The 26,064-nt window shown below is 75.0% G+C and carries 2 protein-coding genes (1 of these 2 running past the window's edge); both read left to right on the top strand.

The annotated features are described in order from the left end of the window. Positions 1-20,101: the 3' portion of an SDR family NAD(P)-dependent oxidoreductase gene (locus tag AB0950_RS32495; RefSeq protein WP_366780023.1), read on the top strand. 5,213 nt of this gene lie to the left of the window's left edge; 20,101 of the gene's 25,314 nt are visible here — the last part of the coding sequence; the start codon falls outside the window, past its left edge; it ends in the stop codon at positions 20,099-20,101. After that, positions 20,098-26,064 carry an SDR family NAD(P)-dependent oxidoreductase gene (locus AB0950_RS32490; RefSeq protein ID WP_366780022.1) on the top strand — a complete coding sequence of 1,989 codons (5,967 nt, stop codon included), beginning with the start codon at positions 20,098-20,100 and terminating at the stop codon, positions 26,062-26,064. Before AB0950_RS32495 ends, AB0950_RS32490 begins: the two co-directional genes overlap by 4 nt.

Genomic DNA, 26,064 nt, shown 5'->3' with positions numbered 1-26,064 from the left:
CAGCTCGTTCGGCGCCAGCGGCACCAACGCGCACGTCGTCCTCGAGGAGTACGCACAGCCCGCGCACACCGACGAGGGCGGCACCGAGCACGCCTTCCTGCTGTCCGCCCGCACCCCCGAGGCCCTGCGCGACGTGGCGCGGCGCCTCGTCGACCACCTCGGCGCCGCGCCCGCCCTGGCGGCCGGCGCGGTCGCCCACACCCTCGCCGCCGGCCGACGGCACTTCGGCCACCGGCTGGCAGTCGTCGCCGCCGACCTGCCGGCCCTCGCCGCGCACCTGAGGGCCTGGCTCGCCGGCACCGGAGGCCCCGACGTCCACCAGGGCGAGGTCTCCGCGCAGGCCGCCCCGTACGCCGCCCCCGCGGCGCGGCCGGCCCCGCGGGAGCTGGCCCGCGCCTACGTCGAGGGCCGCGTCGACCGGTTCGCCGACCACCTCCCGGCCGGCGCCCGCCGGGTGGTGCCCCTGCCGACGTACCCGTTCGAACGCGACCGCTACTGGGCCGAGCGGGCCGTGCCCGCCGACGGGCAGGCCACCGCGCCCGCCGCGTACCGGTGGCCACTGACCGGCACCGAGTTCTTCCTGGCCGACCATCACGTCGGCGGTCGCCCGGTCCTGCCCGCCGTGGTCTCCCTGGAGGCCGTGCGCCGCGCGGTGTCGGGGGAGTCCTTCACACCGCTCGGCCTGCGCGACGTCGTCTGGCCGGCCCCCTTCGCACCGGATGCCGACGGCTCGGGGACCCGGCCGGCGGAACTGCGCGTCGAACTCGGCACCGGCCGCACCGGCTTCCGCGTCCACCGGGCCGGCGCCGCACCGCACGAGGTGCACGCCCAGGGCCGGATCGCCACCCCCGCCGCGGCACCGGCCGACCGGGTCCGGCTCGAGGAACTCCGGGCCCGCTGCGACCGGCACACCCTGACCCGCGAGCAGTGCTACGCCGCCCTCGGCGCCGTCGGCATCCGGCACGGAGAACGCCTGCGCGCCCTGGACTCCCTCGCCGTCGGCGACGGCGAGGTGCTGGCCCGGCTGGTGCTGCCCGAAGCGGCCGGTGACGCGTCGTACGCGCTGCACCCGGCGATGCTCGACGCCGCGATCCAGGCGGTCGTCGGCCTGTACGGCGACGGCACCGGCGCCCTGGCCGACCACGCCGGCGCCCCCGCCCTGCCGTTCGCGCTCGACGCCGTCGACGTTCTCGGCCCGACCACCGACCGCATGTGGGCCCACCTGCGGCACAGCGACGGCTACGCCCCGTCCGCGCGGCGCGGCGTACAGAAAGCGGACATCGACGTGTACGACGACGAAGGACGCCTTCGCGTCAGCCTGCGCGGCTACTCCTCCCGCCACCGCACCGCACCGGACGCCATCCTCGGCACGGCACCGGCACCGGAGCCCGCGCGGACCGCGCCCGGGGCCCCGCAGTCCCCGTCCGAGCCCGTCCGCACCGCGTCCGGGCAGCCGCGTCCCGCGTCCGACGCGCCGAAGGCCTGTCTGCTGGCCCCCGTCTGGGACGCCCTGCCGGCCGGCCCCGCGCCCCGCTGGCCCGCGCCCGCCACGCGCCTGGCCGTCCTCGGCGGCACCGCCGGGGAGCAGGCCGAGATACTGCGCCGCTACCCGAACGCCACGCTCCTCGGCCTCGGCGACGCCGACTCGCCGCAGCGGCTCGCCGCGCTGCTGCCGTCCGGCGTCGAACACGCCGTGTGGCTGGCCCCGGAGCGCACCGCGCCGCCCGGCAGCGGCACCGACACCGTCCTCACCGCGTTCCGCCTCGTCAAGGCGCTCCTCGCGGACGGCGCCGACGCCCGCGAGCTCGGCCTGACCGTGATCACCCGGCAGGCGTGCCGGCTGACCGGCGACCGTGCCGTCGACCCGGCGCACGCCGGCGTGCACGGCCTGTTCGGCACCGTCGCCAAGGAGTACCCGCACTGGCGGATCCGGGTGGCCGACATCGGGGCCGGCACCGCCGTCCCCTGGGACGAGGTGCTGGCCCTGCCCGCCGACCCGCGCGGCGAGACGCTTGCCCACCGGGACGGCGAGTGGTACCGCCGGCGCCTGCTCGAACTCACCGCGCCCGTACCCACGCCCGGCGAGGAACACCTGCGGCCCGGTGACGTGGTCGTGGCCATCGGCGGCGCCGGTGGCATCGGCACCGTGTGGACCGAGCACGTGATGCGCCGCCACGGCGCCCGGGTCGTCTGGATCGGCCGCCGCCCCCTGGACGAGACCATCGAGGCCCGCCGCACCGCGCTCGCCGAGCACGGGCCGCGCCCCGACTACGTACGGGCGGACGCCACCGACCCGGCCGCGCTGCGCGCCGCCTGCGAGGAGATCGTCCGCCGGCACGGCCCCGTGCGCGCCGTCCTGCACACCGCCATCGTCCTCGGCGACCAGAGCCTGGCCCGCATGGACGAGGACCGGTTCCGCGCCACGTACGCCGCCAAGGCCGACGTGTCGGTCAACCTCGCCGACGCCTTCGGCGACCAGCCGCTGCGGTTCGTGGCGTTCTTCTCCTCCATGCAGGCGTTCTTCAAAGCGCCGGGACAGGCCAACTACGCCGCCGGCTGCACCTTCTCCGACGCCTGGGCGGAGCACCTGCGGGACCGCCTGCCCTGCCCGGTCAAGGTGATGAACTGGGGCTACTGGGCCGGCGTCGGCATCGTCACCGCCGACGACTACCGCCGCCGCATGAAAGAGGCCGGGCTCGCCTCGATCGAACCCGACGAGGGCATGGCCGCCTACGACACCCTGCTCACCTCGCCGTACCCGCAACTCGCCCTGCTGAAGGCCACGCACCCGCGCAGCATCGACGGCCTGTACGGCGAGGACGCCGTCGAACACCACGCGGTCCGCACCCCGTCCCTGATCGCCGCCCTGCGCGACGGCCGCCCCGACCGGCGCGACGAGATCGGGCGACTGCGCGTCGCGGCCGACGGGCACGCCGGCTCCATGCACGACGCGCTGCTGCGCATCACCTGGGCGCTGCTGCGTTCCCTCGGCCTGTTCGACGGCACACGCGCCGCCACCGCCGACGAGTGGCGCGCGACGGGCGGCATCACCGACGACTACGCCCGTTGGACGGCGCACACCCTGCACGTGCTGACCGAGGCCGGTCACCTGCGACGCGACGCCGACGGCCGCTACGCGGCGACCGCCCCCGGCCCCGTGGACCTGGACGCCGCCTGGCGGGACTGGGACGCCGCTCGCGCGCTCTGGGAGGCCCAGGACGCCAAGCGCGCCCAGGCCGTCCTGGTCGACACCACGCTGCGCGCCCTGACCGACATCCTCACCGGCCGCCGCCCTGCGACCGACGTGATGTTCCCCAACTCCTCGCTGCGCCTGGTCGAGTCCGTCTACCGGAACAACCCGGTCGCCGACTACTTCAACGACGTCCTCGCCGACACCCTCGTGGACTACCTGCGCCGCCGGATCGCCGACGACCCGGCCGCACGCATCCGGATCCTGGAGGTCGGCGCCGGCACCGGCGGCACCAGCGCGGTCGTCTTCCGGCGGCTGCGGCAGTGGAGCGAGCACGTCGAGACCTACTGCTACACCGACCTGTCCAAGGCGTTCCTGCTGCACGCCCGCCGGGAGTACGGCGACATCGCCCCCTACCTCGACGAGCGGCTGCTGAACATCGAACGGCCGCTCGCCGGACAGTCCGTGCGCCCCGGCGACTTCGACGTGGTCGTCGCCACCAACGTGCTGCACGCCACCCGCAACATCCGCACCACCCTGCGCAACGTCAAGGCCGCGCTGCGCCCGCACGGCGTGCTGCTCCTCAACGAGCTGAGCGACAACGTCTTCTTCAGCCACCTGACGTTCGGACTGCTGCAGGGCTGGTGGCGCTACGACGACCCGGCGCCGCGCATCGCCGGCTCGCCCGGCCTCACCCCCGCCACCTGGCGGCGCGTGCTCGGCGACGTCGGTTTCCGCGGTGCCTTCGTCGCCGCCGAGGGCGCCGACGACCTGGGCCAGCAGGTGATCGTCGCCGAGAGCGACGGCGCGATCCGCCAGCCGCGCCCCGACGGGGTCTCCGCTTTCCGCGGTGTCGCACCCCCGCAGGACCGGCCCGCTCCGGCGGACGTTCCGGCTCCCACGGCAGCCCCGCCCGGACCCGACGGCACCCCTGCGCCCGTGCAGGCTCCTTCCGCGCCCACGGCCACCGCGACCGTCCCCGCACCGGGCGAGGACCTGGCGGCGCGACTGCGCGAGGCGGCCCGCGACTTCTTCCGCGCGCTCGTCGCCGACACGCTGCGTCTGCCGCTGCCGGACATCAAGGCCGATGTGCCCCTGGAGCGTTACGGCATCGACTCCATCCTCGTCGTGCAGCTCACCGAGGCGGTCCGCGCGCATCTGCGCGATGTCGGAAGCACCCTGTTCTTCGAGGTCCGCACCGTCGACGGCCTGGTGGACCACTTCCTGCGCACCCAGCCGGACGAACTCGCCGCACTCGTCGGCGTCGGCACCACGGCACGAGCCGCCACGGCGGCACGGCCGGACCAAGGAGCCGGACGGGCCGCGTCCGCCGAGGAGCGCCCTCCGGCCCCCGCACCCCTCACCCGGGAACCGGCCGCCCGCGACGGCGGCGGCACGGCCATCGCCGTCGTCGGCATGGCCGGCCGCTACCCCGGTGCCCGGGACCTGGACGCCTTCTGGGAGAACCTGCTCGCCGGCCGGGACAGCATCACCGAGATCCCCGCCGAGCGCTGGGACCACGACCGGTTCTACGATCCGCGCCGTGGTGTCCCCGGCCGGACCTACAGCAAGTGGGGCGGCTTCATCGACGGCGTCGACGAGTTCGACCCGCTCTTCTTCGGGATCGCGCCCAGCGTCGCGTCCACCATGGACCCGCAGGAGCGGCTGTTCCTGCAGTGCGCGTACGAGACGTTGCAGGACGCCGGCTACACGCGTGACGCGCTGCGCTCGGCCGCGCGGCGCCGTGTCCACCGCGACGCCGGGGACATCGGCGTCTTCGTCGGCGCGATGTACACCGAGTACCAGCTCCACGGCGCGGAGGCCATCGCACGCGGAGAGCACGTCGTCGTCCCCGGCAGCCTGGCGTCCATCGCCAACCAGGTGTCGTACTTCTTCGACGCGAGCGGCCCCAGTGTCGCTGTCGACACCATGTGCGCCTCCGCGCTGACCGCCCTCCACCTGGCGTGCGCCGCGATCCGCAGCGGCGAGTGCGCGATCGCGCTGGCCGGCGGCGTCAACGTGTCGGTGCACCCGAGCAAGTACCTGATGATCGGCCAGGGGCAGTTCGCCTCCAGCGACGGCCGCTGCCGCAGCTTCGGCGAGGGCGGCGACGGCTACGTGCCCGGCGAGGGTGTCGGCGCCGTCCTGCTGCGCCCGCTCGCCGACGCCGTCGCCGACGGCGACCGCATCCTCGGCGTGATCCGCGGCACCGCCGTCAACCACGGCGGCCGCACCCACGGCTTCACCGTGCCCAACCCGCACGCGCAGGCGGCGGTGATCCGCAGCGCCTGGCGGCAGGCCGGCATCGACCCGCGGGACATCCAGTACGTCGAGGCCCACGGCACCGGCACCTCGCTGGGCGACCCCATCGAGATCGCCGGTCTGAAGTCCGCCTTCACCGAGTTCACCGACGACCGGGCCTTCTGCGCGATCGGCTCGGCCAAGTCGAACATCGGCCACCTGGAGAGCGCGGCGGGGATCGCGGGCCTGGCCAAGATCCTGCTCCAGATGCGGCACGGCCGTCTCGTGCCGTCGCTGCACGCCGAACGCACCAACCCGCACATCGACTTCGCCGACACCCCCTTCGTCCTGCAGCGCGAGGCCGCGCCGTGGCCGCGCCCCGAGGGACGGCCCCGGCTCGCCGCCCTCTCCGCCTTCGGCGCCGGCGGATCCAACGCCCACCTCGTCGTGGAGGAGTACGTCATGTCCGACCCGGGCCCCCGGCGCACCGGTTCCGTCGTCGCGGTGCTGTCCGCCCAGGACACCGACCGGCTGCGCGACTCGGCGCGGCGGCTGTCCGGCGCACTGCGCTCCGGCTCCTGGAGCGACGACGACCTCGCCGACATCGCCTACACCCTCCAGGTCGGCAGGGAGGCGATGGACGTCCGGTTCGCCGTGGTGACGGACAACCTGGCGGACCTGCTCGCCGCGCTCGACGCGTGCGCCGACGGCACCGAGCCGCCGACCGGGGCGTACCTGCGGGACGGCACCCGGCGCACCGAGCCGGCCGCCGCGTTCGCCGCCGACGACGACTTCCAGGACACCGTCGCCCGCTGGGCCGCCCGCGGCAAGCTCGCACCCCTCGCCGAGGCGTGGACGCACGGCCTCACGGTGGACTGGACCCGCCTGTACGGCGACGGGCCGGCCCCGCGTCGGGTGGGTCTGCCGACCTACCCGTTCGCCCGCGAGAGGTACTGGTTCACCGACACGCTGCCGCAGACGGCACAACCGTCCGCCCCGCAGCCCGCCCCCGCCCGGGAACCGGCACCGCGGGCAACCCCGGCGCCCGCAGCGCCGGCAGCCGACGCCCCCGCCGTACTTCCCGCCGGACACCTCACCCTCGCCCCCGTCTGGGAGCCGGTACGCCGCGACAGGGCCGCGGATGAGCCCGGCACGGCGGAACGCGTCCTTGCGGTGAACCCGTCCGCGCGGGACGCCGACACCCTGCGCCGCCTGCACCCGGACCTGCTCACCCTCCACACCGCCGACCGCGCGATCGACGACCTGAGCCGCGAACTGGCGTCGTACGGCCCCCTCGACCGCGTGGTGGCCGCCTTCCCGACGACCCCGGCCGCGTCCGGCGCCCGCCCCGGCCCCGGCGCGCGCGGCGACGCACTGCGCCGCGCCTTCCGCTTCGTCAAGGCGCTGCTCGCGACCGGTGCCGCCGACCGCCCGCTGGAGCTCACCCTGGTGACCCGGCACGCTTTCGATCCCGGCGGCACCGCGGGCACCGACCCCGAACAGGCCGGGCTGCACGGCCTGTTCGGCGGACTGGCCAAGGAGTGCCCGCAGTGGCGGGTCCGTGCGGCCGACCTCGCCGACGGCGAACCCCTCGACCCCCGCGAGGTGTTCGCCCTGCCGGCCGACCACCGCGCGCACCCCTGCGCCCGGCGCGGCGGCCAGTGGCTCCAGCGGCGCCTCATCGCCGTCGACACCACCGGGGCGACGGCCGCGCCGGACGCCCCCGCATTCCGCCGCGACGGCGTCTACGTCCTGATCGGCGGCGCCGGCGACCTCGGTGTCCGGCTGAGCGAGCACCTGGTCCGGCGCTACGGCGCACACGTGGTGTGGGTCGGCCGCCGCGCCGAGGACGCCGCGATCCGCGAGGCCGCCGCCCGCGTCGGCACGCACGGCCCCGCTCCGCTGTACCTGTCCGCCGACGCCACCGACCGCGACGCGCTGGCCCGCGTGCGCGACGAGGTGCTGCGCCGCCACGGCCGTGTCGACGGACTCGTGCACATGGCGATGGTGTTCACGCACACCCCGCTGACCGAGATGGACGAAGCCGAACTGGACGCCGCACGCACGGCCAAGGCCGCACCGTGCGAGCACCTCGCCGAGGTGTTCGCCGGCCACCGCCCGGACTTCGTGCTTCTGGTGTCCTCGCTGGTCAGCCAGATCCGCAACCCGCACCAGGCGCACTACGCGGCGGCCTGCGCCATCGAGGACGCGAGCGCGTCCGCGCTGCGCAGGGCGCTCGGCTGCCCGGTGAAGGTCGTCAACTGGGGCTACTGGGGCAACACACCCGCCGAGCACCTGCGGGAACTGGCCTCGCTGGGCGTGGCGGCGATCGACCCGCAGGCCGCCATGGCCGCCCTGGAGCGGCTGCTGGCCGGCCCCCTGGACCAGATCGGCTTCATGCGGACCAGCCGCCCGCTGCCCGTCGAGGGCGCCGTCGCGGGGGAGGTGCTGAGCCCGCAGCCCACCGGGCCGGTCGCGCACCACGACGTCCCGGGCCTGCCGCTCCCGCCCGCGCTCGCCGCGTACGGCGCCGGACCGGTGCCCGGCGAGATCGACGACCACCTGTGCCGCTGCCTCGCCGCCGAACTGCGCCGCGTCGGCCTGGACCAGCCGCGCGACGCCGACCACTGGGCGCGGCGCACCGGCGCCGGCACCCGCTTCGGCGCCTGGCTCACCGCCACCCTGCGCGCCCTGACCGAGCACGGACTGATCGACGCCGAGGGCCGCTGGGCGCCCGGCGCGCCCGGCGGTGCCGACGCCGACGCCCTCCGTGCCGGCCTCGCCCGCGCCGGCACCGGCTGGGCCGCGGCCAACGCCGACCTGCGCGCCCCGCTGGCCCTGCTCGGCACGACCCTCCCGGCGCTCGGCGACATCCTGCTCGGCCGCCGCGCCGCCACCGACGTGCTCTTCCCCGGCGGCAGCTTCGCCCTGGTCGAAGGCGTCTACCGGGACAACCGGGTCGCCGGATACTTCAACGCGGTCCTCGCCGACCAGGTCGTCGCCCACCTCAGGGCCCGCCGGCGCGTGGACCCGCAGGCCCCGCTGCGCGTCCTGGAGATCGGCGCCGGCACCGGCGGCACCACCGTGCCGGTCCTGGACCGCCTGGAGGAAGAAGGCCTGCGTCTGGACGCGTACTGCTTCACCGACGTGTCGCAGGCGTTCCTGCAGAACGCGCAGGACACCTTCGGCAGCCGGTACGCCCCGCTGGACTACCGCGTCCTCGACATCGGCCGGGCACCCCGGGAACAGGGCTTCGGCGCGGGCGAGTACGACGTCGTCATCGCCGCCAACGTGCTCCACGCGACCAGCGACATCCGCCCGGCCCTGCGGCACGCCAAGTCGCTGCTGCGCGGCGGCGGACTGCTCGCGCTCAACGAGATCAGCGGCTTCTACCTCGTCAACCACCTCACCTTCGGGCTGCTCGACGGCTGGTGGCAGCACGACGACACCGAACTGCGCGTCCCCGGCAGCCCGGCGCTGTCCCCGGAGAACTGGCAGGCGGTGCTCGCCCAGGAGGGCTTCACCGGGATCCGGCACCCGGCCGCCCCGGGGCTGGTCCTCGGCCAGCAGATCGTGGTCGCCGTCAGCGACGGCGTCGTCCGCCTGCCGCGCGCGGCGGACACGACGCCCGGGCGGGGCACCGCGGAGGCGGTCGTCCCGACGGCGGAACCCACCGAGGTCCCCGCCGTCCGGACTCCAGGTCCGGCTGCGGCACCGTCTCCGCTTCCCGCCGAGGCCGTGGCGGACGTCGTCCTCGGCGAACTCGCCGGCGCACTGCGCATGCCGGCCGAACGGATCGACACCGACCGGGCGTTCGCCGACTACGGCCTGGACTCCATCGTCGGCGCGAAGTTCATCCAGCGCGTCAACGACCGGCTCGGCCTGGACCTGATGACCACGGTCATCTTCGACCACCGCAGCGTGCGGCAGCTGGCCGCCCACATCACGGAGAGCCACGACCCGGTGCTGCCGACGGCAACCGCGGCACCGGCCGCTGCCGAGGCACGCACCGCGACCGGGGAACCCGCCGCGCCCGCGCAGGCCCCCGGCCCTGCCCCCGTCCCGGCCGCCTTCGCCGGTCCCGCCAGGCACGTGACCCGCGAGCCCATCGCCATCGTCGGCATCAGCGGCCGCTTCGCGGGCTCCGCCGACCTCGACGCCCTGTGGGAGCACCTGGCCGCCGGCCATGACCTGGTCGGCCCCATCGAGCGCTGGGACCTCTCCGGCGTCGGCGAGGACGAACTGAGCTGCCGGGCGGGCAGCTTCCTCGACGGCATCGACCGCTTCGACGCCCGGTTCTTCCAGATGACGGGCCTGGAGGCCACCTACACCGACCCGCAGCAGCGCCTCTTCCTGGAGCAGGCCTGGATAGCGCTGGAGAACGCCGGTCACGTCGGCGCCTCCCTCGCCGCACTGCGCGGCGGGGTCTACGTCGGCTGCACCGGCGGCGACTACACCGAGTGGTTCGACGACGCGCCGCCCGCCCAGGCGGTGTGGGGCAACGCGCCGTCCATCGTGCCCGCTCGCATCGCCTACCACCTGGACCTGCACGGCCCGGCGATCGCGGTCGACACGGCCTGCTCCAGCTCGCTGGTCGCCGTCCACCTGGCCTGCCAGGGGCTGTGGACCGGTGAGACCGACATCGCCGTGGCCGGCGGTGTCAGCGTGCAGACCACACCGCTGACCCATCTGGCCGCCGGCCGCGCCGGCATGCTCTCCCCGACGGGCCGCTGCCACACCTTCGACTCCCGCGCCGACGGCTTCGTGCCCGGCGAGGGCGTGGGCGTGGTGGTGCTGCGGCGGCTGTCCGACGCGCTGGCCGACGGCGACCACGTGCACGCCGTGATCCGCGGCTCCGGCCTCAACCAGGACGGCGCCACCAACGGCATCACCGCTCCCAGCGCGCTCTCCCAGGAGCGGCTGATCCGCCAGGTGTACGGCGACTTCGGCATCGACCCCGCCGACATCGGCCTCGTCGAGGCGCACGGCACCGGCACCCAGCTCGGCGACCCGATCGAGTTCGACGCGCTGCGCAAGGCGTTCGGCCCGGCCGCCGGCCCCGGTTCCTGCGCGCTCGGCTCGGTCAAGACCAACCTCGGGCACACCACCTCGGCGGCGGGCGTGGCCGGCCTGCTGAAGGTCGTACTGTCCCTGCGCCACGAGCAGATCCCGCCGACCCTGCACCACCACGAGCCCAACCCCGCGATCCGGCTCGACGACAGCCCCTTCTACGTCAACACCGAACCGCGCCGCTGGGCACCCAACGCCCATGGCCGGCGCATGGCGGCGGTCAGCTCCTTCGGCTTCAGCGGCACCAACGCCCACCTGGTCGTCGAGAGCGCGCCCGCCCGGCCCCCGCGGCAGGCCGACGGACGACCGCACCTGTTCGTGCTGTCCGCGCCCCAGCCCGAGGCGCTGCACCGGCTGACCGCCGACCTGGCGGCCCATCTGCGCCGCACGCCCGACGTCCTGCCCGGCGACGTCAGCCACACCCTGGCGCTCGGCCGGCGGCACTTCGCGCACCGCGCGGCCTACATCGCCGACGACTGCCAGGCGCTCGTGCAACTGCTGGAGGGCGACGGCGGTGCGCCGCCCACCGACTGCGGCGACCCGGCCCTGGAAGACGCCCGCAGCCGCTACCTCGACGGCGCCACCGTCGACTTCGCGCCCCTGTTCGCCGGACGCGACGTGCGCCGCACACCCCTGCCGACCTACCCGTTCCAGCGCAAGCGGTACTGGGTGGAGGGCTCCCGCCGCCCGGACCTCGACGTCGGCCGTGGCCGCCCGGCGCGCCGATCCGCGCAGTCCGTGCCGCGCCGCGCGCCCGCCGTACGGCGCAAGCCGGAGCACGACCCGCGGCAGACCGCGATGAACGGCCTCCTCCTCGACCTGCTCCAGGTGCAGCTCGACGCCTCGGGCCTCGACCTGCGCGTCCCGTTCACCCCGGACGAGGCGGTCGCCCGCACCGGCGCGCAGGGCGTGCTCGCACGCTGGCTGACCGCGAGCACGGACCGGCTGGAGCGTGAGGGCCGACTGCGCCAGGAGGGCGAGCGGCTGTGCGCCGACCGCCTGCCGGACGCCACCGCCACCTGGCGGGCCTGGGAACGGGCCGTGCCCACCTGGCGGGACGACGAGGGCCTCAGCGCCCAGGCCGATCTCGCCACGGCCATGCTGCGTGCCCTGCCCGCCATCCTCTCCGGGCGGGTCGCCGCCACGGACGTCATGTTCCCCGACGGCTCGCTCGGCCAGGTCGAGAACCTGTACCGGAACAACGGGGTCGCCGACTACTTCAACCACGTCGTCGGCGACGCCCTGGTGGCCCGGATCGAGGAACGGCTCGCCGCCGACCCCGGCGCCCGGCTGCGCATCATCGAGATCGGCGCCGGCACCGGCGGTACCAGCGCCCTGCTCTTCCCCCGGCTGCGGCCCTACGCCGAGCACGTCGAGGAGTACCGCTACACCGACCTGTCCAAGGCGTTCCTGCTGCACGCCCGCGAGAACTACGGCCCGGACAACCCCTACCTGCGCTACCAGACCTTCGACGTCGGCCGGCCGCCCCAGGAGCAGGGCCTGACGCCGGGCTCCTACGACGTCGCCGTGGCCACCAACGTGCTGCACGCCACCGCCGACATCCGCACCACGGTACGGCACGTGCGGGCCCTGCTGGCCGACGACGGGATGCTGCTGCTCAACGAGATCAGCGGCGACCACATCTTCGCCCACCTCACCTTCGGTCTGCTCCAGGGCTGGTGGCTCTACCGCGACGACGAACTGCGCATGCCGGGCAGCCCGGCGCTGCATCCCCACACCTGGCGCCGGGTGCTGCGCGAGGAGGGCTTCGCCGCGGTGACCCAGCCCGCCGCGGACGCCGACGACCTCGGCCAGCAGGTGCTGGTCGCCGAGGCCGGCCCGGCACGCTCCGCCCCGGGCGGCCGTACGCCGTCGGCGTCGCGCTCCGGCACGCCGGCACCGGCCGCACCGTCCGCCGACCCGGTGCCCGCCGCCGCGGCTTCGGACGGGGACGCGCTGCGGGACGCCGTCGCGGACCGGCTGCTCGCCGAGATCTCCCGCGTGCTGATGATGGAACCCGAGGAGATCGACCCGCAGGCGTCCTTCAGCGACTTCGGCGTGGACTCCCTCCTCGGCGTCAAGCTCGTCGGCGAGATCAACCGCGCCTTCGGGCTCGACCTGGCGACGACCACCCTGTTCGAGCACAGCACCCTCGACCGGCTGGCCGACCTGCTCGTCACCCGGCACGAGGCCGACGTCCGCACGGCCGTACCCGCACCGACGGCACCGACGGCATCGTCCGCCCCGTCCTCCCCGGCCCCCGCCCCGGCGGCCTCGCCCCTCACTCCCGTGCCCGCCTCCGACGACGCCGTGGCCGTCATCGGCATCGCCGCCCGCTACGCCCAGTCGTCCGACGCCGAGGCGCTGTGGGCGCACCTGGCCGCCGGCGACGACCTGGTCACCGAGGCCGACCGGTGGGACCTGACGCGGGCGCTGGGCGAGGGCGCCGGTCAGCAGTACGGCAGCTTCCTGGACGACATCGCCCGCTTCGACGCCGGGTTCTTCCGGATCTCCGGCAAGGAGGCCACGTACACCGACCCGCAGCAGCGCGTCTTCCTGGAGGAGTGCTGGCACGCCCTGGAGGACGCCGGCTACGCCGGTGAGCGGCTCGACGGCCGGGACTGCGGCGTCTATGTCGGCGCCTTCCCCGGCGACTACCACGAGCTGATCGGCCGTGACGCGCCCCCGCAGACCATGTGGGGCAACATGGCCTCGGTCATCGCCTCCCGCATCTCCTACTTCCTGGACCTGCAGGGCCCCGCCGAGTCGATCGACACCGCCTGCTCCAGCTCCCTCGTCGCCATCCACCACGCCTGCCAGGACCTGCGCCTGGGCGTCACCTCGATGGCGCTGGCCGGCGGTGTGTTCGTCCAGTCCACGCCCCGCCTCTACCAGTACGGCACGCGTGCGGGCATGCTCTCGCCGAGCGGCCGCTGCCACACCTTCGACTCCCGCGCCGACGGCTTCGTGCCGGGCGAGGGCGCCGGTGTCGTCGTCCTCAAGCGGCTCGCCGACGCCCTGCGCGACGGCGACCACGTGTACGGCGTCATCCGCGGCTCCGGCGTCAACCAGGACGGCACCACCAACGGCATCACCGCGCCCAGCGCCACCTCGCAGGAGCGTCTGCTGCGCGGCGTGTACGAACGGGCAGGCGTGGACCCGGGGAGCATCCAGCTCATCGAGGCGCACGGCACCGGCACCCCGCTGGGCGACCCGATCGAGTTCGAGGCGCTGTGCCAGGCGTTCGGCGACGCCCCCGAGGGCGGCTGCGCGCTCGGCGCGATCAAGACCAACCTGGGCCACACCCAGTTCGCCGCCGGTGTCGCCGGTGTCGTCAAGGTCCTCCTGGCGCTGAAGCACCGTCAACTGCCGCCGTCCCTGCACTTTTCCGAGCCGAACCCGGCGATCGCGCTGGAGGGCAGCCCCTTCCGTGTCACCACGGAGCTGGAGACCTGGCCGGCGCCGGCCACGGGTCCGCGCCTCGCGGGCGTCAGCTCCTTCGGCGCCAGCGGCACCAACGCCCACGTGCTGATCGAGGAGGCCCCCGTGCCGGGCGGCCCACGGCACCCCGAGCGGTCCCACTGGCTGCTGGTTCTGTCCGGGCAGGGCGAGGCCGCGCGCCGCGCCCAGGTCGAACGGTTCCTCGCGCACGCCGAGACGCACGACGACCTGGACCTCGGCGACGTCACCTACACCCTGGCCACCGGCCGCCGCCACTGCACCCACCGGCTCGCCCTCGTCGCCACCGACCGCGCGCAGGTGGCCGGAGTGCTGCGCGCCTGGCTGCGCGACGGCCACGCCGAGGGCGTGGTCACCGGGGAGAGCACCGACAAGCGCGGCCGCGGCGACCGCGTCGGCGCGCCCGTGTCCGGCGACGCCGGGCCCGAGGCGCTGGCCGAACTGGCCGCGGCCTACGTCCGGGGCGCCACGCCGCGCTTCGCGGACCTGTTCTCCGGCGGCGGCTTCCGCGTCGTACCCCTGCCGGGCTACGCCTTCGGCGGCGAGCGCCACTGGGTGGCGCCCGCCGTCACCGGGCGCACCCCGACTCCGGCCGCCGAGGCGCCGCCGCCGTCGCCGCTGGCCGGGCACGCCGTCCCGGGGGACGGCCCGGACTCCGTGCGCCGTACCGAGCTGACCGGTGGCGAGTTCTTCCTCGACGACCACCGCGTGCGGGGGGTGCCGGTGCTGCCGGGCGTGGCCTACCTGGAGCTGGCGTGCGCCGCAGCCCGCGCCGAGGGCCTGCCGGCCACCGGCCTGGTACTGCGCAACGTCGTCTGGTCGCGGCCCGCCCGGATCGAGCGGCCCACCACCGTGGAGACCGTCCTGCGCCGCCGCGAGGACGGCAGTCACGCCTACGAGGTCGCCTCCCGCGGGGCCGGCGGACGCCTGACGCACGGTCAGGGCCGGATCGAGCACGGCCCGGCACCCGCCGCCGAGCGCCTGGACATCGACGCCCTGCGCACCCGCTGCGCCACGCGCGGGCTGGACCACGAGGCCTGCTACCGCGTGTTCGACCGCATGGGCATGGGCTACGGCCCGGCCCTGCGCGCACTGGACCGCCTCGACACCGGCCCCGGTCTGGCCGTGGCCCGCCTGCGCCTGCCCCGGGCGGCGGGGGAGACGGCCGGCTGGACCCTGCACCCTTCCCTTCTCGACGCCGCCGTGCAGGCGACCGTGGGTCTGGCCCTGACCGGCGACGGCGACGACGTGCCGGCCGCGCTGCCGTTCGCCGTCGACGAGGTCCACGTCCTCGCGCCGACGCCCGCGACCGGCTGGGCGGTGGCCCGCTCCTCGGCCGACGACCGCGGCGGCCCGGTACGCCGGGTCGACATCGACCTGTGCGACGACACCGGCCGGGTGTGCGTACGCCTCCTCGGCTTCCAGGCCCGCACCCTGTCCGCGCCCGACGCCCGGCAGGAACAGCCGTCCGAGGGCGACGACGCCTCGCTGATCCTGATGCGCGTCGACTGGCAGGAGGCCGAACCCGCGCCCGGCGAGCGGCCGTTCGCCCGGCACGACGTGCTGCTGGCCGGCCTCGACCCGGTCGACCCGGCAGCCGTCACCGCCGCACTCGGCCGCCCCTGCACCGACCTGTCGGCCGGCCCCGGCGACGCGGCCCAGCGCTACACCGCCCGCGCCGCAGCACTGCTGACCCATCTGCGGCAGGCGGTCCTCGCCACGCGTGACGGCGAGGTCCTGGTGCAGCTCACCGTCCCCGCGTACGGCGATGACCGGCTCACCACCGGCCTCGGCGGCATGCTGGCCTCCGCCCGGCAGGAACACCCCCGCCTGATCACGCAGCTGATCGAGGTGGACCCCACGGCCGGCGCCGAGGCCCTGGCGGCCGTACTGCGGCAGGAAGCCGCCGGCGCCGCCGACGAGACCGTGCGCCGCACCGGAGGCCGTCGTCTGGTGCCCCGCTGGGAAGCGGTCGAGGACGCCGTCCCCGACCAACCCTGGAAGGCCGGCGGCGTCTACCTGGTGACCGGAGGGGCCGGCGGCCTCGGCGCCCTGTTCGCACGGGAGATCGCACGACAGGTCCCCGGCGCCACGCTGGTGCTCTGCGGCCGCTCGCCGGAGGGCCCGCGCCAGGCCGAACTGCTGCGTGAGCTGCGGGCCTCGGGCTCGGACGCGCGCTACCGATCGCTGGACGTGGGCCGGCGCGACGACGTCACCGCCTGCGTCCGCGAGACGGTCGCCGCCCACGGCCGCCTCGACGGCATCCTGCACACGGCGGGCGTGCTGCGCGACGGCTACCTCGCCCAGAAGACCGCCGAGGACCTGCGCGAGGTCTTCACCGCCAAGGTGTCCGGCTTCGTCCACCTCGACGAGGCCAGCGCCGACCTGCCGCTGGACTGGTTCATCGGGTTCTCCTCGCTGTCCGCGTTCGGCAACCCGGGCCAGGCCGACTACGCCGCCGCCAACGCCTTCCTGGACGCCTACGCCGCCCGCCGCGCCGACCAGGTGACGCGCGGCGCACGCCACGGCCGGACGCTCGTGGTCGGCTGGCCGCTGTGGGCCGACGGCGGCATGCGCGTCGACGAGGCCACCGCGCGCGGACTGCACCGGCGGGCCGGCATGCTGCCGATGCCCGCCCGGCAGGGCATCGCCGCCCTCTACCACGCCTACGGCACCGGGCTGCCCCACGTGATGGCGGTCTACGGCGACCGCGCCCGCGTCGAGACGACCCTGCTGGCCGCGCCGAAACCCGCCCCCGCCGCCCGGCGGGCCGCCGCCCGCACCGAGGCACCCGCCCAGGACCGCGCCGCACGGCGCACGGCACTGCTGCGGTCGCTGATCACCGACGTGTCGGTGCTGCTGGAGGTCCCTGAGGACGACATCGACGGAGCGGTGGAGATGAGCGAGTACGGATTCGATTCCATCTCGCTCACCGAGTTCGCCACCAGGCTCAACGACCGCTACGACCTGTCCCTGGCACCGACACTGTTCTTCGAGTACCCGACGCTGGGCGAGGTGGCCGACCACCTCCTCGACGAGTACGGCGACCGCGTGGCCCCCGTGGCCGCGGCGGAGCCCGGCGACACGGAGGCGGGCGAGGCGAAGGAGCCCCAGCCACGGGCCCCCGAGCCGCCGGCCGCCGGGGCCGCCGCCGAGCCGCACGTCCCCGGGGACGGTCCGTCCGCCGCACCGACGTCACCGCCCGAACCGCGACCGCGGACCCGGAACAACCCGGCGCCGGCGTCCGAGCCCGTCGCCGTCGTGGGCGTCAGCTGCCGCTTTCCGCAGGCCGGGGATCTGCACGCCTTCTGGGAGAACCTGCGGGAGGGCCGCGACTGCATCGGCGAGGTTCCCGCCGACCGCTGGGACTGGCGCGCCCACTACGGCGACCCCGTGAAGGAGCCCAACACCACGAACGTCAAGTGGGGCGGCTTCATGGACGGCGTCGGCGACTTCGATCCCATGTTCTTCGGCATCTCGCCGAAGGAGGCCATGCTGATGGACCCGCAGCAGCGGCTCCTGATGCTGTACGCGTGGAAGGCCCTGGAAGACGCCGGCTACTCCGCGGACGCGGTCGCCGGCAGCGACATGGCGATCTTCGTCGGCACCACCAACACCGGCTACGGCAACCTGATCGCCCGCCACGTGCCGGTCGTCGAGGGGTACTCCGCCACCGGCTCCGTGTCCTCCATGGGCCCCAACCGGATGAGCAACTTCCTGGACGTGCACGGGCCGAGCGAGCCGGTCGAGACGGCCTGCTCCAGCTCCCTGGTCGCCATCCACCGCGCCGTCCAGGCCCTGCGCGAGGGACAGTCCCAGCTCGCCGTCGCGGGCGGCGTCCAGACGATGGTCGGCGTCGACGGGCACATCAGTTTCTCCATGGCGGGGATGCTGGCGGTGGACGGGCGGTGCAAGACGTTCTCGGACCGGGCGGACGGCTATGTGCGCGGTGAGGGCGTGGGGATGCTGGTGCTCAAGCGGTTGTCGGACGCCGAGCGTGACGGCGATCATGTCTATGGGGTGATCCGGGCGACCGGTGAGAACCATGGCGGCCGGGCGAACTCGCTGACCTCGCCGAACCCGCGTGCGCAGGCGGACCTCATCCGCAGGGCGTGGACGCGGGCCGGGGTGGATCCGCGCACGGTGGGCTACATCGAGGCTCACGGCACGGGGACGTCGCTGGGTGACCCGGTGGAGGTCAATGGTCTGAAGGCGGCGTTTGCGGAGCTGTACCGGGCGCACGGCGTGACGGTCGGGGAAGCGCACTGCGGTCTGGGCTCGGTGAAGACCAACATCGGGCATCTGGAGCTGGCGGCGGGGGTCGCGGGCGTGATCAAGGTGTTGTTGCAGTTGCGGCACCGCACGCTGGTGAAGTCCCTGCACTGCGAGCGGGTCAATCCGTATATCGACCTGGACGGCAGCCCGTTCTACCTGGTGCGCGAGCGGCAGCCCTGGCCCGCGCCGAAGGACGCCGACGGCCGGGAACTGCCCCGCAGGGCCGGCGTCAGCTCCTTCGGGCTCGGCGGGGTCAACGCCCACGTCGTCCTGGAGGAATACGTCGCCCCGAACGGCAGCGAGACGCCGGCCGCGTCCCCGGCACCGCTGCCCGTGGTGCTCTCCGCACGCCACCCCGACGTCCTGCGCGACCTGGCCGGACAGTGGGTGACCGCACTGGAACGCGGCGACTACCGCGACGCCGACCTGCCGTCGATCGCGTACACGTCGCTGACCGGACGCACCCCGATGACCGAACGCCTGGCCGTCCTCGCAGGCGGCGTCGACGACCTGCGGCGGCGCCTGGAGTCCTGGCTGCGCGGCGAGTCCGGCCAGGCCGTGCGCACCGGCCGGGTACGCCGCGGCAGCGACACGCCGGACGCCGTCACGTGCCCGGAGCCCGGCCCGGTAGACGGCCCGGTCCGCCGGGACTGGGACCGCGCGCTCACCGCCTGGCTCGACGGCGCCGACGTCGACTGGGAACGCTGGTGGACCGGACCCCGGCCGCGCCGCGTCTCCCTGCCCACGTATCCGTTCCAGCTGCGGCGCTACTGGATCGACACCACCGCCCCCGCCGGGACGCGGGCCGCCGCACCGCACCCGCTGCTGCACAACAACACCTCCGACCTGACCGAGCAGCGGTACACCAGCCGCTTCACCGGGCGCGAACCGCTGCTGGCCGGCCACCGCGTGCGGGGCGTGCCGGTGCTGCCGGGCGCCGCCCAGCTGGAGATGGCCCACGCCGCTGCCCGCCTCGCCTCCGGCGACGACGCGCGGGCCTGGGCGCTCGGCCAGGTGGCATGGACCCGCCCGCTGACCGTCGAACGGCCCACCGACGTCGAGGTGGCCCTGACGACCCGGCCCGACGGCAGCCTCTCCTACGAGGTGCGCAGCCGTGGCGCCGACGGCGCAACCGTCGTACACGGCCACGGACGGCTGCGTCGCCGCACGCCGGCGGTCGGGGAACGGCTCGACCTTCCGGCCCTGCTCGCCCGCTGTGACGGCGGGGAAGCGGACGCCGAGGCGATCTACGAGCGGTTCGCCCGCCGCGGCCTGGACTACGGGCCCGCACTGCGCGCACTGCGCCGCCTGCACAGCGGCTCCGGCCTCGCGGTCGCCCGCCTGGAAGCGCCGGCGTCCGCGCGGCCGGACGGCGCCGGCTACGTCGTCGACCCGGGCCTGCTGGACGCCGCCCTCCAGGCCACGTCCGGACTGTTCACCGACGACGGCGCCGGACTCACCGCGCTGCCCTTCGCGCTCGGTGGACTGGAGGTGCTGCGGCCCACCCCGGCGACCGGCTGGGCGGTCGCCCGGTTCGACGCGGACGACCGGCCCGGCCCGGTGCGCCGCATGGACGTCGACGTGTGCGACGACGACGGCGAGGTGTGCGTCCGGCTGCGCGGGTTCACCGCCCGCGACATCACCGCGAACGACCGAACCGGGGGCCTGGCCGGCACCGGACCGGAGCCGCGGCCCGCACCCGCCCCGACAGCCGGACACGAGCCCGCACCCGCCCCGGCAGCCGGACACGAGACGGACGGCGGCGCCCCCGACGACGCGTACCTGCTGCACCTGATCGAAGCCGTGTCACGCCAGGACCTGAGCGTGGACGACTTCAAGCGGAGCCTGAACGGAGCCAGGAAGTGACCACATCCATCGAATCCCTCGACGACCTGCACGCAGGCATCCGCGAAGGGCGCATCGGGCAGGCCGAGGCGCTGCGTCTGATCCGTGCCCTCCGGCACCGGCCGGCCGCCGTGCCCCGGCCCGGCACCGACACCGGCACCCGGGAACTGCTCGAGCACGTGTCCGGCATCGTGCTGGAGAAGGTCGCCGGCTTGTTGAAAGTCGATGCGGGGGAACTGGACCCGGACGTCGCCCTGAGCGAGTACGGCCTGGACTCGATCGTCATGAGCCAGCTCGTCAACGAGCTGAACGAGGTGCTGGGCCTGGAACTGATGCCGACCGTGCTGTTCGAGCACGGCACCATGAACGCCTTCGGCACTCACCTCGTGAACGCGCACGGCCCGGCCCTCGCCGCCCGCCTCGGCCGGCCGCGGCCCGCCCAGGACGCCACTCCCACCGCGCAACCCGAAGCCGAACCCGTTCTCCCGGACCCGGCGCGGGGACGGTTCACGCCGCGCCCGACGGCCACGGCCGCACCGGACGTGCCCTCCGGCTCCGAGCAGGCCGCCTCGCCCGTCGCGGGGGAGCGGACCGGCGACCTCATCGCCGTCGTGGGCGTCAGCTGCCGCTTTCCGCAGGCCGGGGATCTGGACGCCTTCTGGGAGAACCTGTGGGAGGGCCGCGACTGTATCGGGGAGGTTCCCGCCGACCGCTGGGACTGGCGCGCCCATTACGGCGACCCCGTGAAGGAGCCCAACACCACGAACGTCAAGTGGGGTGGCTTCATGGACGGCGTGGCCGATTTCGATCCCATGTTCTTCGGCATCTCGCCGAAGGAGGCCATGCTGATGGACCCGCAGCAGCGGCTCCTGATGCTGTACGTGTGGAAGGCCCTGGAAGACGCCGGATATGCCGCCGACTCCCTGGCCGGCAGCGACATCGGCCTGTTCGTCGGCACCACCAACACCGGCTACAGCAGCCTCGTCGAGCGCACCGGCGGTCCGGTCCAGAGCGTGTCGTCGACCGGGGGAGTGCCTTCGGTCGGCCCGAACCGGATGAGCTACTTCCTGGACGTGCACGGGCCGAGCGAGCCGGTCGAGACGGCCTGCTCCAGCTCCCTGGTCGCCATCCACCGCGCCGTCGCCGCCATCGAGCGCGGCGAGTGCCCCATGGCGGTCGCCGGCGGCGTCAACACCATCGTCGTGCCCGACGGGCACATCAGTTTCTCCATGGCGGGGATGCTGGCGGTGGACGGGCGGTGCAAGACGTTCTCGGACCGGGCGGACGGCTATGTGCGCGGTGAGGGCGTGGGGATGCTGGTGCTCAAGCGGTTGTCGGACGCCGAGCGTGACGGTGATCATGTCTACGGGGTGATCCGGGCGACCGGTGAGAACCATGGCGGCCGGGCGAACTCGCTGACCTCGCCGAACCCGCGTGCGCAGGCGGACCTCATCCGCAGGGCGTGGACGCGGGCCGGGGTGGATCCGCGCACGGTGGGCTATATCGAGGCTCACGGCACGGGGACGTCGCTGGGTGACCCGGTGGAGGTCAATGGTCTGAAGGCGGCGTTTGCGGAGCTGTACCGGGCGCACGGTGTGACGGTGGGGGAGGCGCACTGCGGTCTGGGCTCGGTGAAGACCAACATCGGGCATCTGGAGCTGGCGGCGGGGGTCGCGGGCGTGATCAAGGTGTTGTTGCAGTTGCGGCACCGCACGCTGGTGAAGTCCCTGCACTGCGAGCGGGTCAATCCGTATATCGACCTGGACGGCAGCCCGTTCTACTTGGTGCGCGAGCGGCAGCCCTGGCCCGCGCCGAAGGACGCCGACGGCCGGGAACTGCCCCGCAGGGCCGGCGTCAGCTCCTTCGGCTTCGGCGGGGTCAACGCCCACGTCGTCCTGGAGGAGTACGTCCCGCCCGCCCCCGCCCTCGCCACCCCGCCGGCCGACGAGCCCGTGGCCGTCCTGCTGTCGGCCGCGGACCAGGACACCCTGCGCGCCCGCGCCCGCGACCTCCTCGCCTGGATCGACGCGGGCCGCATCCGCGAGAACGACCTCACCGCGCTCGCCCACACCCTGCAGACCGGGCGCGTCGCCATGGACGAGCGCCTCGGCTTCGTCACCGACTCCCTCGCCGACGCAGGCGAGCGCCTGCGCGCCTACCTGGAGGGCGGCACGATCCCCGGCGTCCACGCCGGGCGGGCCGCCCGGCAGGAGGCATGGAACACCCTCACCGCGGACGAGGACGTGGCCCGCGCCGTCGACCAGTGGATCGCCCGCGGCAACCTCGACCGCGTCGTCAAGCTGTGGACCACCGGCTGCGACGTCGACTGGAGCCGCCTGCACGCCGGCCGGCCGGTGCGGCGCATCCCCCTGCCCGCCTACCCGTTCCGGTTGCGCCGTTACTGGATCGCCGACCGGAACCACGGCCACCGCCCCGAGGCGGCGCTGCCGGCGGGCACGGGGGAGCGGCTGCGGCGCCTCGACGGACAGGAGCCCTACCTCGCCGACCACCGGGTCCTCGACGTGCCCACCCTCCCCGGCGCCGCCCACGTGGAGTTCGTCCGTGAAGCCCTCACCGCGTCGACGCCCGGCGCTCCCGCCACCGGCGTCCGCCTGCGCGACGTGACCTGGCTGCGACCGGTGCGGGTGACCGGGCCGCGCACGCTGCGCATCACCCTCACCCCCGGCGGCGGGGACAGCGGTGACCCCGCCGAGCGCACCTTCGAGGTGCGTGCCGACGACGCGCCCGACGTGCACGCCCGGGGCACCGCACAGCTCGACCCGGCGCTGCGCGACGCGCCCGCGGAGACCCGCGACATCGACGCCCTGCGGGCCGGCTGCCCCCGGCGCCGCGACGCCGACGAGTGCTACGCCCTGTTCGCCCGCATGGGCCTGGACTACGGTCCCGCCCTGCGCACGGTCCAGACGCTGTACCACGGGCCCGACGGCGCGCTGGCCCGGCTGCGGCTGCCCGCCCGGGCCGCCGGCCTGACCACCGACCCGAGCATGCTCGACGGCGCCCTGCAGGCCACGCTCGGCGTTCTGCTGGAGGAGCGGGACGACGAGCCCGCCGCCGGCTCGGCCGCCGTTCCGTTCACCGTGCGCGAGATCCGACTGCTGCGGCCCACACCGGCCGAGGGCTGGGCGGTGGTGCGCCGCGCCGCGGACGACCGGGGGGAGGGACGCCTGCGACGCCTCGACGTCGACCTGTGCGACGACCGGGGCACCGTCTGCGTGCGTCTGCTCGGCTTCAGCACCCGCGCGATCCAGACCCCGCCGACCACGGCCCCTACGCGGGCCGTACCGGACACGGCCACGGCGTCCACGGCGGACACGGACGCCGCCCTGCTGGCCCACATCGCCTGGCAGGACCACACCGGCACCGGCCGGGACACGCACCGCGGCACGCCCGGGCACGTCGTCCTGTGCGAACTCCCCGGCATCGACGCCCCCGAACTCGCCCGCACCCTCGGCGCCGGGTGCGATGTCTGGCAGGCCGACGGCGACGCCGCGGCCCGCTACGCCGCACACGCCGAGCGGCTGCTCGCCCTGCTGCGCGAGGCGGCGCGCGACCACGCCGACGAACCCCGGCTCCTGCAGGTCGTCACGCCCGCGCACGCGCCCTGGCTGGCCGGCCTGAACGGCATGCTGCGCACCGCCCGCGCCGAACACCCCAAGCTGCTCACCCAGTGGATCGAGACCGCGGTGCCGGCCACCGCGGAGGACCTGGCGGCCGTCCTGCGCCGCGCGGCGGCCGACCCGGACGAGGACGCCGTACGCCACGTCGACGGCTGCCTCCGGGTGCCCCGCTGGCGGGAGCTGACGGTGCCGGCTCCGGCGGCACCGTGGCGGGACCGCGGCGTCTACCTGCTCACCGGTGGCGCCGGGGGCCTGGGCGCCGTCCTCGCCAAGGACATCGCCCGGCGCGTCAGTGACCCCGTTCTGGTGCTGTGCGGGCGCAGCCCGGCCGGTGCCGCCCACGCCCGGCTCCTCGGGACTCTGCGCGACTCGGGCGCCCGCGCCGAGTACCGCGTCCTGGACGTCACCGACCGCGCCGCCGTCCTGACCGCCGTACGGGAGACCGAGACCCGGTACGGGGCCCTGCACGGCGTCGTCCACGCGGCGGGTGTGCTGCGCGACGGCTTCCTCGCCACCAAGAGCGCCGACGACCTGCGGGACGTCCTCGCCGTCAAGGCCGCCGGGCTGGTGCACCTGGACGAGGCGACCGCAGGCTGCGACCTGGACTGCTTCATCGCGTTCTCCTCGATGGCCGCCTTCGGCAACGCCGGCCAGGCCGACTACGCCGCCGCCAACGCCTTCCTGGACGCCTACGCCGCCCACCGCCAGGACCTCGTCGGCAAGGGCGAACGCCGGGGCCGCACCCTGTCCGTCAACTGGCCGCTGTGGCAGGAGGGCGGCATGCGCGCCGGCGCCGGCGCCCTGGCCGCCATGGAACGCGCCGGACTGCGCGCCCTGGACGCCGACGCCGGACTGGACGCCCTCCACCGGGCCTGGGCCGGCGCCCTGCCCCAGGTGATCGTGGTCCACGGCGACCACGACCGCATCCGCGAGCAGTTCCTGCCCGGCACCGCCGCACCGCAGGCCCCGGCGGACGGCCGGCCGCACACGGCGGACACCGGCCGGCCGCCGGCACCGGCCGCCGACCGCGTCACCGCGCTGCTGGCCGAGGTGCTCGAACTGGATCCGGCCGAGCTGAAGCCCGACGTGCCGCTGCGGCGCTACGGCTTCGACTCCATCTTCCAGGTCCAGTTCCTCGCCCGTGCGCAGCGGGACATCGACCCGGAGCTCACGCTCGACACCCTCGTCGACAGCGAGACCCTCCAGGACCTCGTCACCGCGCTCGGCGGACCCGGCCGCGAGGACACGGCACCGGCCACCCCGGCGCTCCCGCCGTCCGGCGAGCCCGTCCCCGACCCCGCGCAGGCCGCCGCCTCCGTGCTCGTCCGGATGAACGGCGTCACCACCGGCCGGCCGGTGTTCTGGGTCCACGACGGCAACGGCGGCATCGGCGGCTACGCGCCCCTCGCGGCCCGCTGCCGACGTCCCTTCTACGGGATCATCCCCAAGGGCTGGACCGGTACGGAGGACATCCTCACCGGCCAGGAGGCCATGGCCCGGTACTACGTCGCGGCCATGCGCTCCGTCCAGCCGGACGGCCCCTACGACGTCGGCGGCTTCTCCCTGGGCGGCCTCTTCGCCTACGAAGTCGTGCGCGAACTGCAGGCGCAGGGCCAGGAGGTGTCCTCCTTCGTCATGCTGGACACCCTCGACGGCATCGCCACCAACCGGGCCAACGACCTGGTGCTCGGCGGCCGCGCCGACGCCGACGCGCGCGCCAAGGTCAGCCTGTTCCGCGCCGTCAACCTGGTGCTCGGCGACAACCGCCTCACCGCCCCCGACGACGCCTCGCCGGTCCTGCACCGCGACGAGGTCGACCCCACCCTCGATGTGGACGCCTTCCTGAACTCCCTGATCAAGGCCGCCCTGGAGCGCGGCGTCGACCGCACCGAGGGGCAACTGCGCACCCGTGTCCGGCAGCTGGCACGCTACTTCGACGCCGTGCAGGGCGAGACGTACACCGTCCGGCCCCTGCCGCGCCCGGACCAGGTGCCCTGCCACTACGTGCGCAACAAGGGCGGCGAGTTCTTCGGAGCGTACGAGGAGTACATGGTGCTCTTCCCCAACCCCGACCTGCCCAGCGTCGACGGCACCGCGTACTGGCGCGCATGGGAGGGGCACATCGAGGACTTCACCGTCGTCGACGTCGACACCGTCACCCACTCCGACGTGATGAGCGCCCCCCACGCTCTGGAGAAGATCCTGGACCTGTGCGACACCCTGTACGGGCCGCAGGGGCCCGCCCACGACGCCGCGACCGCGCCCGCCCGGGACGCGGGCGCACCGGTGCAGGAGCACACGGCCGGCGACCGGACGTCCGACCCGTCCGCGCGAGGAGGCAGCTGA

The organism is Streptomyces sp. NPDC007189, from assembly GCF_040703635.1.
In the GTDB taxonomy this organism is placed as follows: Bacteria; Actinomycetota; Actinomycetes; order Streptomycetales; family Streptomycetaceae; genus Streptomyces.
The sequence above is the reverse complement of the archived record's forward strand: the minus strand, read 5'-3'. Positions and strand labels throughout refer to the sequence as shown.